The sequence below is a fragment of the Mycoplasma sp. CSL7475-4 genome (genome assembly GCF_024834065.1).
Classification (GTDB): domain Bacteria; phylum Bacillota_I; class Bacilli_A; order Mycoplasmatales; family Metamycoplasmataceae; genus Mycoplasmopsis.
The window spans coordinates 1-12331 of record NZ_JANUYA010000014.1 but is presented as its reverse complement, the minus strand read 5'-3'; the positions used below and the strand labels follow the sequence as shown (position 1 = coordinate 12331).

At 30.4% G+C, this 12331-nt stretch carries 8 protein-coding genes; 1 reads left to right on the top strand and 7 read right to left on the bottom strand.

Going from position 1 to position 12331, the window contains the following annotated elements:
- The first annotated feature begins 187 nt into the window (after window positions 1–187).
- A complete protein-coding gene (locus NXS15_RS03675) occupies window positions 188–1780 on the top strand; it encodes an endonuclease (protein WP_259290513.1) in 1593 nt (530 codons plus the stop codon).
- A 59-nt stretch (window positions 1781–1839) separates the two neighbouring features.
- Here the strand turns inward: NXS15_RS03675 and glyA are convergent, their stop codons facing one another.
- The 7 genes from glyA to NXS15_RS03640 form a co-directional block, all read right to left on the bottom strand.
- Window positions 1840–3093 (bottom strand): serine hydroxymethyltransferase, encoded by a 1254-nt coding sequence (glyA, locus tag NXS15_RS03670; protein WP_259290512.1) that lies wholly within the window; start codon window positions 3091–3093, stop codon window positions 1840–1842.
- A gap of 8 nt (window positions 3094–3101) precedes the next feature.
- Window positions 3102–5279 (bottom strand): phenylalanine--tRNA ligase subunit beta, encoded by a 2178-nt coding sequence (locus NXS15_RS03665; protein ID WP_259290511.1) that lies wholly within the window; start codon window positions 5277–5279, stop codon window positions 3102–3104.
- Entirely contained in the window at window positions 5279–5953 is a 675-nt protein-coding gene (locus NXS15_RS03660; protein WP_259290510.1) for a uracil-DNA glycosylase, read from the bottom strand. The genes NXS15_RS03665 and NXS15_RS03660 overlap by 1 nt, the downstream gene beginning before the upstream one ends.
- A complete protein-coding gene (gene pheS / locus NXS15_RS03655) occupies window positions 5943–6896 on the bottom strand; it encodes a phenylalanine--tRNA ligase subunit alpha (RefSeq protein WP_259290509.1) in 954 nt (317 codons plus the stop codon). The genes NXS15_RS03660 and pheS overlap by 11 nt, the downstream gene beginning before the upstream one ends.
- Window positions 6896–8110 carry a replication-associated recombination protein A gene (locus NXS15_RS03650; RefSeq protein ID WP_259290508.1) on the bottom strand — a complete coding sequence of 405 codons (1215 nt, stop codon included), beginning with the start codon at window positions 8108–8110 and terminating at the stop codon, window positions 6896–6898. The genes pheS and NXS15_RS03650 overlap by 1 nt, the downstream gene beginning before the upstream one ends.
- An 84-nt stretch (window positions 8111–8194) precedes the next feature.
- Window positions 8195–9133 (bottom strand): lysophospholipase, encoded by a 939-nt coding sequence (locus NXS15_RS03645; RefSeq protein WP_259290507.1) that lies wholly within the window; start codon window positions 9131–9133, stop codon window positions 8195–8197.
- An 80-nt stretch (window positions 9134–9213) separates the two neighbouring features.
- On the bottom strand, window positions 9214–12123 hold the full coding sequence (locus tag NXS15_RS03640) for a S41 family peptidase (RefSeq protein ID WP_259290506.1): 2910 nt from the start codon (window positions 12121–12123) through the stop codon (window positions 9214–9216).
- Between the last annotated feature and the right edge of the window lie 208 nt (window positions 12124–12331).

Sequence of the window (12331 nt, the reverse complement as noted above, 5' to 3'; positions counted from 1 at the left end):
ATTTTTTTGCACCAGTTTTTAAAACGCAAAAATCTTAAAAATTTCTGAAAAAAATTAGGTATAATGGTATTAATCAAAAATTAACTAGTTAGGTTTTCAGCTAACACACTAATTTTTTACCGATCCATTAAATTGATGCAAAATCGAATGAAAACATATTTTCAAAAATATTTAAAATAAGGAAGAAATGAAAAAATTACAAAAAAAACTATTATTATACCCGTCTTTAATCACAACTACACTATTAAGTGGGATAAGCGTTGCAGCTTGTCAAGGAAAAAAACAACAAGATAATCAAAAATCTAACCCCGCAAAGCCCGCTTCGAAAACTAATTCTGATTCTAATGCACAAAATAATACTGTTAATAACGAAAAAGAGTTAACTTCTCAAGACCCATCTTTTGCAAGTTGAACTTTAAATCTAAATAACGCATTAAAAATTTCTGCGGAAGTTAATGAAAATATCATTAATTTAATTAATGGTAAGAAACTATTTTACTCATTTTTAAAAAATGCTTTAGTTGTGAGTGAAAATAGACCATCAAGAAATGAATGATCAAGCGCAAAAACAGTATTTGAATTTAAAAATACTCCACCTAAATTTTTCAACATCGCTTCGCCCGATATTAATCAAGGCGATAAAAATAATGATGAAATTAAATACCAAATAACCGATGATGAAATAATTTTAAGTTACAAATCATCAAAATATATTAAAGGACAAAATCCATTAATTTCTACCCAAGTTTACCAGACTAAATTTGTTAGAGATAATTCAACATTAGGTATCAAAGACAACGAAACAAAACAAACAAATCACTCGGCCAATTCAAGTGCAAATAATAACGACAATACAGATGCAAACACAACAACCACCGGTGAGGAAAAAAGCGTAGCAGTAAGAAAAACGAAAGATGGAGTTTATGAAAATCTAGTAGCTCCGTCAATAAAAACTGCCAAAAGCATTAAATATGTCGAAAGTAATTTTTACCAAAGTTTAGAAGGAAAAAGTGGCCAAGAATTGATAAATGCCTTAATTAATTTACAAAAAATGCACCGAGATACGACCGGAAACTATAATGATTTGTATGCGACATATCGTAATTCATTTGTCGATAAATACTATGAAAAAGATAATTCACTAATGGATATTTACGAAGAAGATCCGCAAGGAAATGATCCACACATTTATGGTTTCAACAACACAGGCGGTTCTGGTTATGAAGGTAAAGGTTGAAATAGAGAGCACTTAGTTGCGCAATCATGATTTAGTAAGGCTTCGCCAATGCGTAATGATGCACACCATGTTTGACCAACAGATGCGACAGTAAACCAAGCGCACGGAAATTATCCTTATGGTGAAGTTAGTCGTGCTACATTTACCTCTGAAAACGGAACAAAAGTCGGGACTAGTGTTGAAGATGGCCAACCTGTTACTGAAGTAATTAACGAGTTTAAAGGTGATGTTGCTCGAGCATTCTTATACTTTGCGATCACATATCAAGATAAAAACATCACAAACAACGAATCAAGCAATAGATTTTTCGATTCAAGAAATGGAAACTCGATTAGAAAACCATTTTTGGATACTATGTTAAGATGATCTAAACTTGACCCAATTACCCAATTTGATTTAGATAGAAATAACGGAATATATCAACACCAACAAAATAGAAATCCGTTTAGTGACTATCCAGAATTAATTGATGTCGTATTTAATGGCGACACTGAATATGTCTTCCACAATCACGGTTTTGCTACCGAATTAGTGTTTGAATAATGTTAAATTATTTAAAAAATCCAGGTAATTTTACCTGGATTTTGCTTATTATATTGTTGTTAGTATTGTGTAATAATTGGGAATTCTTTCGTTAGGGAAATTACTTTATTTTTATATTCAGTGAATAAAGTTTCATTTTGAGTTATATTAGCATGATTTCGTAAAATAAAATCAATGATTGATGCCAATTCATTTCATTTAGTGAAGTTACGCGAGGTCATTGCTGCAACACCGATACGAATGCCCGAAGACACCATCGGACTTAATGAGTCATTAGGTATCGTATTTTTATTTACAGTTATATTGAATAAACCTAGCAATTTCTCTGCGTCTTTACCGGTTAAGCCATAGCTTTTATAAACATTGATGGTAAATAAATGATTTTCAGTTTTACCGGAAACTATTTCAACACCTCTCGAAATGAATCATTCACTAAAAATACGGGCATTTTTGACGATATTTTCACCATAGGTTTTAAATTCGGGTTTTAGCGCTTCACCAAAAGCAACAGCTTTACCAGCTATTGCATGAAATAGTGGACCACCTTGGTATCCCGGAAATACTCATCTATCTATTTTTTTAGCAATTTCTTCGTCATTAGTCATTACTATTGCACCACGTGCACCACGCAATGTTTTATGTGTGGTTGAAGTAATAATATCAGCATAGCCAACTGGCGAAGGGTGTACGCCAGCAATAATTAAACCTGAAATGTGTGCAATATCTGCCATTAACTTAGCACCGGCAGCGTCAGCTATTTCCCTGAATTTTTTAAAATCTACAATTCTTGGGTATGCTGAATAACCACATATTATGACTGCTGGTTTTTCTTTAATTGCCAATTCCTTAATTGCCTCATAATCTAAAACACCATCTTGACCAACTTCATATGAAACTGATTCATAAAAAATTCCGCTGAAACTGATTTTATAACCATGTGTTAAGTGACCACCAGAATTAAGAGAAAGGCCCATTATTTTAGCACCAGGCTGAGCAATTGAAGCTAAGGCTGCTGCATTAGCTACAGAGCCTGAATAAGGTTGCACATTAGCAAATTTGACACCAAATAGTTTCTTTAATCTATCGATAGCCAATTGTTCAACAATATCAACATTTTCGCAACCACCATAGTAACGTCTACCAGGATAACCCTCACCATATTTATTTGTTAAAACGCTCCCTGTTGCTTTTAAAACATCATCCGAAACATAATTTTCCGAGGCAATTAACTCAATATGTTCATTTTGTCTTTTAACTTCGTTATTAATAGCTTTTTCAATCTCTTTGTCATTAAGTTCAATAAGTTTATACATTTTTACCTCTAATTGTATTTTTGATTAAGTAGTTCAATAGTTTCACCTTCAGCACTAATTCTTAGTGTGATTTTTTTAGTTTTTTCAGTATGGTATTCATCAATTTTTTGAATAGCAAAAACGTTGAAGTTATCTTTAATGTCATCAATATTTTGGCCGATAGAAACATCCTTAGCAAGTTCGAATGTGATGTCTAATGTTTTTAAAGGATTGCTATTGTAAGGTTTGAATGTTACTTTTTCAGTATTTGTTGGCTCTTTAAATTCGGCAACTCAAACATCTAAATTAGAATAACGAGGGTGAATTTTACCAATTCAGCCAATCATTTTGTTGTCTAAAATAATTTTTGCTGAAACATTAGGATTAATGTGTTCATCATCAACAAAAGGAACAAATTTCAGTGTATTTTGTTTAAGATAATTGAATATGTCTTGTTTAATTTGGCTATATGTTTTAGTATTCGAAACTAAACCGACTGCATAATCATTGTAATTAATCATTCCTTTTTCAAAAATATTGATTTTCTCAATTTTGCGTTTGAAATTGTATTCAACGACCTGCAACATTGAAGTAATGATTGAATTTCGAATAACTTCACGCTCCTTAGAAACAAATGTTTCAAGTTTAACTTCGCTATCATATTTAAAAGGATTTAATCAATTGTTTTGTGCACTCTCTAATGTAAAAGTTCTCACTTCGCTATAGCCCATTGCTTGCAATAATGATTTTGAAATATCACGTTGAGCTACTTTAAAAGGTACTAAATTGGGGGCAACTGGTTTGAAATTATCATAGCCATAAAATCTAAAATACTCTTCAATAATATCTTCATAATTTGATATATCACGACGATAATTCGGTGCAGTAATTCTGTTTTTGTCCATTTTGAAACCAATAGTTAATAATTGCTTTTCTACATTAGCAAATTTTTTCAACTCTCCGATTTCGCAATTAGCATAAATAGCTAATTTTTTACGGTTTTGCAAAACAGAAACGCCTTTTTTAGCAGCCGGTAAACCGACAACATTGCTAAATTGATTTTTATCCTGATGGGCTTTATATCGTAAATATTGCATACCTAAGCGCACCATTTGGGTGCTAACAACACGGCCCGCTTGAATACTTGAACTAGTTTCCATTTTAATTTCTTTAGCACCATGACGAATTAATTTATGATCAAAAGAACCGATTTCAAAAGCAACAAAATTTGTGTTTTCATCAACTGCTGAATTTTGTGCTCCAATAAGTGAAGCTAACGAAATAACTTTTTTGTGGTCATGAATAGCTAAAACGTTTTTAACTTCAACCACTTTATTGCCTAATACTTCTACTTCCCCTGAATAAATTTGAGTAGAAACACGTGAGCCAATTTTGTTTCTATCATACGCATGAGTAGGAGCACCTGTAAATAGCAATGTTAAATTTGTTACATCAATTGCTCAAATTCCTTTGGCATCAACACCATGTTTAGCCAAAAACAACATATCTAATAACGAAGTTTTGTTGTTTTTGTGTTTTAATTCCATTAATGCTAAAGCATTTTGATCATTTTTCTTTGCAGTGATGTGAGCTTTGAATTTTTCTTTAATTTTCTTGTTTTCTCAGTCAAATCAATTGAATTCTGTATTGTAGTATGCTGCTAATTCTCTGGCTAAAACATAATATGAGTTGGCATCTGAACGATTAGCCGGTGTTGTGATGTCAATAATGTAATCATCTAAACCAAAATATTCAACCGGATCGGCATCTAAAGGCAATTGTTCATCTAACATCATTAAATCATCTTCGTTAAATGGTAATTTAGAAATGTCAAAACCTAATTCGTTAAAATTTGACAACATTCCTTGCGATTCAATACCCGCCATTTTTTTGCTACCAAAGATTATTTCACCATTAGTTGAACCTTCAACAAAGGCAGTAGTATAGGCACCAACTCTTGCGTTTTTTGCGTTTGTTTGAATAGTAATTTTTTTCGCTTTATCTAATTCAAGTTCAACTACAGTCAAATTTTTTGAATTCGGGTTGGGATAAACATTAATAACTTTAGCAAATTTAACGCCTCTTACTTTGCTTAACGGAGTTATCGATTCAACTTCATATCCTAAATTATTGATATCTTTTTCTACACTTAAATCTAAATGTTTATTAGGTAGGAATTTATTTAATTCTTTTAATGTAATAATCATTATTTTTCCTTTCTTATACTGAAATCTATTGGATTTAGCAGTTTTGCATTGACTTTTTTATAAAAATTAAAGTCTTTAAAACTCACTTTTCCCCTTGAATATGATAGAGGAGAGGGGTGTGAACATACAATCATATTTTTTGCATTAATTACGCCTGAATCAACTAGCGGTTGCACAAATTTTAAGGCCTGATTGCCCCATAAGGCAATGAGAACATTACTATTGGCTTCATACACAAATTGCAATAAATTAAGTACAAATTTTTCTCAACCTAAATATTTATGTGAGTTAGGCTCTTTTTCACGCACGCTCAAAACTGTATTCAGAAGTAATACTCCTTGCTTAGCTCATGAATCTAAACTAAATGTTTCAATCTTTGCTTGCGGATAATCTTTTAACAATTCTTTAATCATATTAGCTAAACTGCGTGGACACTGGTTTTGTTTAGTACTAAACGCCAGGCCATCTGCTTGGTTTGGCAAATGATAAGGATCTTGTCCTAAAATAATTAATTTTGCATCCTCAGGTTCAAAAAATTCTAATGCTCGGTAACGATCGCTGTCGCTTGGATAAATTATGTATTTTTCCTGTTCAAGTTTTAGTTTTTGCTTTAATTCTATAAAATAATCTTTTTGTTGTTCTTTGTGTAAAAATTCAGTAAATTTATTCGCCATTGAACTGATTTAGTGTTCTTAAATCATTATTATAGAATTCGCGAATGTCTTTAATTTCGTATTTAATCATAGCCAATCTTTCAATACCGATACCAGCTGCAAAGGCATTAAATTTTTTCGAATCATAGCCGGCTAAATTCATCACATTCGGATGCAGCATTCCCGCACCTAAAACTTCAATTCATTTCCCTTTGTAAAATATATCTACTTCAACACTAGGTTCAGTAAATGGGAAAAAACTTGGACGCAATCTTAGTTCAACTTCTTCTTCAAAAACATACGAAAGTAAAGATTTAAGAGTTCAAATAAGGTTAGGAAAACTCACATTACCCACGCTAACAAAATCTAATTGTGTAAATTGGTGCGAGTGAGTAGCATCGTCTTCATCGTTACGGTATACTTTACCGATTGCAAAATTATTCATTGTTTTATTCACATTTTTTTCTAATTCAACAGCACTTATACCAGTATTATGGGTTCTTAAAAGAGTTGTGGCGTTTAAGTATAAAGAATCTTGCATTGCACGAGCAGGATGATCAGGTGGAATATTTAATTTTTCAAAATTATAATAATCTGAAACAATTTCGCCTGCCTTTGATTCAAAATAACCATTTTGAATAAATCAATCACGTAATCTATTTTCAATGATAGTAATAGGGTGTAAAGAACCACTTGCTAATAATGGTTCACTAACATCAATGCGTGAAGAATCAACTATTTTTTGAATACGTAATTCTTCAATTCTTTTTTCTGCTTTTTCAAATTGATTTTCGTATTCGGTTTTTAATTTATTAATTTGTTGCCCAATTATTTTTTTCTCTTCGACCGGAGCTGATTTTAATTGTAGTTGTAATTTAAAAATTTCGCCATCCTTTGAATAAATTTTGCTTTTAGCAATTTTTAACTCTTCAAGAGTGTTGATTTCATCAAAATTTATATTCATTATTTTTCTTCCTTCCATTTCTCAATTAATTTATAGTAATCAACTATTTTTTTTGCATCATTTTCGCCAGGAGTAAAAAATTTAACATTCTGTATTTTCTTTGGCAAATATGTTTGTTTTACTCACGAATTTGGGTAATCATGTGGGTATTTATAGCCAACACCATGACCTAATTTTGCAGCTGATGCGTATGCACGTTCTCGTAAAATACTTGGCACATCGTAAATATTACCTTGATCAATAAAACTTTGAACTTTTTTCATTGCTTTGTAAGTTGTTGAACTTTTAGGCGAAAGAGCAATATAGCTAACAAGATAAAAAATCGGTAAATTAGCCTCCGGAAAACCTAGTCTTTCAACCGCATTCATTGCAGCTTCAACACGCAAGGCGATGTTAGGATCAGCTAAACCGATATCTTCATAAGCTATCGCTGTTATACGCCTAAATAGGCCTTGATAATCGCCAGTTTTCAAAATCAATGCTGCGTAGTACAAAGCAGCGTCAACATCAGAGCCACGCATCGATTTATGAAATGCAGATAAATTATTATAGTGTGCGTCAGCGTCCATATCTGAATAAAAATTAACATTAGGAATCAAAGTTTTAATTGTATCTTCTTCGACTTCTTCGCCATTATTGAGAATCGCCAACATTTGTAAGTTATTTAAACAAAAACGATAATCTCCGGAGGAATGTTTTACTAATATTTTTAAATTTTTATCACTGATTTTTAACTCAGGATAAACTTTGCTTGTAACTTTTTTAATTGCGTTAAAAACTTCTTCTTCTTCCAATTTACGAAACTGCAAAATTTGCATTCTGCTTCTAACCGCCGGATTAACTCTAAAATAAGGGTTTTCAGTTGTTGTTGCGTAAATAATTATTTTGTCAAATTCCAAATAAGAGAGAAGAATATCTTGCAAATTCTTATTTAAGCGGTGTATTTCATCAATAATAACAATGTCATTATTTTCAATAGATTGCACTAAATCATTTTTAGTATGAATACTAGCATTGAAGATTGCGTAATTGAGCTTTAGCTCATTAGCTAATGCAATTGCGCAAGAAGTTTTGCCTGTTCCTGCTTCGCCATAAAAAATAAAACTTGTATGTAGTTTTTTGGTAACAATTTGCTTTAGTAATTTTATATTATTGACCTGACCGATAATATCGTCGAGTTTTTGTGGTCGTAATTCATTTGCGAGATTATTCATAATATAATTTTAAGACAATAACGAAAAAAAATAACAAAAATTAAAAATTCCCAAAATAAGAGAATTTTTAATTTTGCGAGTTGTTTAAATTAGACTTTCTAAATATGTTTTAAGATCTTCAAAAACAATGTTCTTATTGATTTCATTGTGTATTTCGTGGCGCATTTTTTTATAAATTTTAACTTCCACATGTTTTAATTTTGCACTTTTGTAGTATTTGGCGCTTTTAATAACACCTTTCCCGTATTTTCCAATTGGATCATCTTCGCCAGCAATAAAAAACATTTTTAAATCTTTATTTAAAAGTGCTCTATATTTCTTATTACCCATGTTAATGGCTAAGCGTGCTAGGTCAACATAAAAACTATTAGTGCATAAAAAACCACATAAATCATCATTCATAAATTTATCAATTTCACTTTGATCACTTGTTAGTCAATCAAACTTTGTCTGTGGGTTTTTAACTCTTTTATTGACATTTTTTAATACTAAATTATTAATGAAGCGATTATAGCTGTTTGCCCCTTCATTTTGGACAAATTTTTGGGCAATATATAGACCTAATTTTTCTTTAAGGCCGGCTAAACCACTTGTGCCACTAATAATAGCGGCACTTAGACTTTTTGAATACAAAATCAGGTAATTTCGTAAAATTATCGAACCCATACTATGTCCGAAAATAACATATTTTGCTTCTGGGTATTTATTGTGTCAAAATTGGTATAAATCGTGCATATCATTGATTAATTTTCTTGCTCCATCTTGATCATCGATATGGCCTAAAACGCCTGTTTTAACTCCGGTTTTACCATGTCCACGATTATCCATGCCAACAACTTTTATATCTTTGTTACTTAAAAATTGTGCTAATTCGCTATAGCGTAAAGCGTGTTCCATCATCCCGTGACATAATTGGACGATAATTTTAGGTTTGTTAGTTTGCGGAGCAAAATCATAGCAGACTAATTGTGCTCTATCGATTGAAGATTTAATTACAAATTCGTTTATTTCATTTTTCATCATATTAACATATTATAAATAATGTGTCAATCATTGAGTGCTAAAACAATAAACAAAAAATCTAGCACTGCTAGATTTTGCCATTAATTTGTTGAATTAATATTGATTGTAATTGTTTTTGAAAGTAGAGTTCTGCCTACTTCAAAAAATGGAATTTGTACTTTGACTTGATTATTAGTTATACCTCTAACAAACATACCAACTGCGGATGGTGATTTTGACAAGTCATAATTTACAATGTTTAATTTGCTGAACAAATCTTGCAATCTTAATTTAGCAATATTAAAGGGACTATAATCTTGATTATTGTTGCTTGTTGGTAAAATAGCATAACTATCATGCACAAAACTTTTAGCATCTTTATTTTCAAGGGTAATATTGTAAGTATCCTGAGTAAATAAAGAGTCAATATAATTTTTTTGCGATTCTAATGTTGGTATATTATATGGATTTGTGTTTGGATTTGTTTCACCGTGTGGATTAACAATATTATTACCTTGTCATTTATTGATTAGGAAATCAATGTAAGGTAAATCGTAATAATCTGAGTACTCTATCATTCTATTTTCGTCAATTTCAACACCACCTTCAATGTCGATTAATTCAGAAATCGAATCAACTTGGTCAAAGGCTTTATTAGATGTGTAATTTCCTTCAACAGATGAAATTGACAATGAAGTTCCATCAGGTAAAGTTGTCGGTAAAATCGAAAATGCCCCACCACCAGTTTTATGACCTATAACTTCTGCGAGATTATTAGTTTTAGCAATCCCAGTCATTATATTTGCTGATGAAAATGTATTGATACTACTCAAAATATAGAATTTATATTTTTCGCCATATCCGTCTAAATCATCAAAATTGTTATCGGCGTTTGCATCGACATCGTATTCTTCAAAAGTGAATGCACCTGTTAATTTATTAACTTGAATATTAGTAATTGGTTTATCAGTCAAAAAGCCTAATGCTTTGATTAAAGCTGCCGACAAACCACCGCCATTTAGAGATAAATCAATAACGATATTTTTAATTTTTGTACTATCGGCTTTTTTGTTGTTTTCTTCAATCAATTCCATTGATTTTTTGAATAAAATAAATGTATCGGAAAGAGCATTTTCAGTTTCAATTGCTCGTTTAGAGCCTACTGTGAAGTTTGGTGGAATAATATATCCGGTTGTGTTGTAAGCTGCAAATAGTGAATTTCTTGAATCAAGGTTTTGACTTTTAAAGTACTCTTGTTTTTGGTTTTGTAAAAATAAAGTTGATAAATAAGGCGTTAGTCAAGTAGCATTTTGGTTTTGGGCTCTAACATCTGGTTGGAGTTCAGGTTGGTTATAAAAAGACAATGAGTGAACTGATGAGTGTCTATCTTTTAGATCGGTGTAAATTAAATTCATTATTGCTTCATTATTGTCAACAGTATTAGTTGATAAGAATAAATCTTTATCAAATTCGGTAATAGTTTGTTCTCATTTTTGATCTTTAAATTTTCTGTCTTTTAAGCCATAAAAATTGTTCAGCAAGAATCTTAATACATTGAAGTTATATTCCCTGTCCTTAGTTGTTTGACTTGCTCCATTAAGTGCATTTGTTTTAATTGTTTCATAATTCGGTCTGCCGGCTTCAACATACATTGAAACACCATAAATATATTGTCCTTCAAAATAAAGGTTGTAATAATTTGGCGAATTGAATAAGATATTGAAAATAGATAGAGGAATTAATAAATCATTTTGTTTGTTAATAAATTTAAGTCCAGCTTCTTTTAAATTAAAAGTAACTTTTGGTTTACCTTGATGAGTTTGTGAATTTTTTGAATTTAAAAATTGTAAATAATCCATACCTTGCAATGGTTCGGTGATTCTCGAAAAGTATGGTGAATCAGCTTCGAATACACCAGTGTCAGTATTAACTTTTATGTTTACTTGGTCAGCAACTCTAAATGTTCACAAATTGCCTTCGTGTGATAATAACTTAAATTTATTACTTTGATACACACCATTCATTTTATAGATGATATCTAATAAACCAACATAAGGAACAACTTCATTAGTTTCTTTGTATAAAGAAATTTTTGCTGACTTAACGTCATATTCCGGAAAGTAATTGACATATGAATATTCATTTACACTTAAATTTTCAGATGCATTTTGTACTTGAATGCTTTTATTGATTTTTACTTCATTTTGTTCGTAAATATTAACAATTTCTTTTCTTAATTCTTTTATTTCTTCTGATGTTTTATTTGGTTGTTCTGTTTTAAGAATAAATTGATTTAAATTTGAACTAATTTCATTTTTTAAAGTTTCATTTTTAATTTGTGTTAAGTATTCAATTTGATTTTTTACTGAATTTATGTATGAATTTACAGTATTTTTCTCTCTATTTTCTTCACTGTATTTGTTTTTAAATTTACTATATTTTGTATTTAAGTCTGCTGGATATTTTGCCATAGCACTCGACAATGAATTAATTTCAGTGTGCGAAATTGATAAGTTTAATGCTTTTTCAACATTTGACTCAACCAATAGTTGTGCTTCATTAAGTAAATTTTGAAAACCTTCATCATTACTGTATTGATTAGAATCCGCTTTAATTTTGTTTAACACACCTAAATAAACATTGATATTTTTGACAAAATTAAATCTGTTTTTAAAAGATTGAACATCATTTGTTAAACTATTAAGCAACATTTTTTTATCGTTGTCACTTAATTGATTGAAATTGTTCATTTTTTCAATAAATTGATTGATTAATTTACTCAAATCATCATATTTTGCTTCAGGAAAAGATGTTTCGGTATTTAGTCTTTGCACTAATCTAGTTAATTCATTTTTGCTATCAGCTAGTTTTTTAGTAACCTCATGGTTGTTGACATTTTCGTCACCTTTTTTCCCCTTATTATCGTTAGTACATGCTGCTGCTAATGCGGTTATTGGTGATAATGATGTCAGCAATATACTATTAAACAATGATTTATTTTTTATTTTCATTTTTCCTCCTAAATTTATTTGTTAAATTATATTATTTATAAAAAAAGAGATTATTTAAATTTAAAATAATAAATCACAGAATGTCATGTAAGAAACAAAAATGTCCTCGTAGTATAAGAAACAAAAAAAGCCTTTTTGATAATATTTTATTGTGATTTAAATGACAATGATATTTATGAAAATTACTAAGTACAAAACCAAAGAAAAA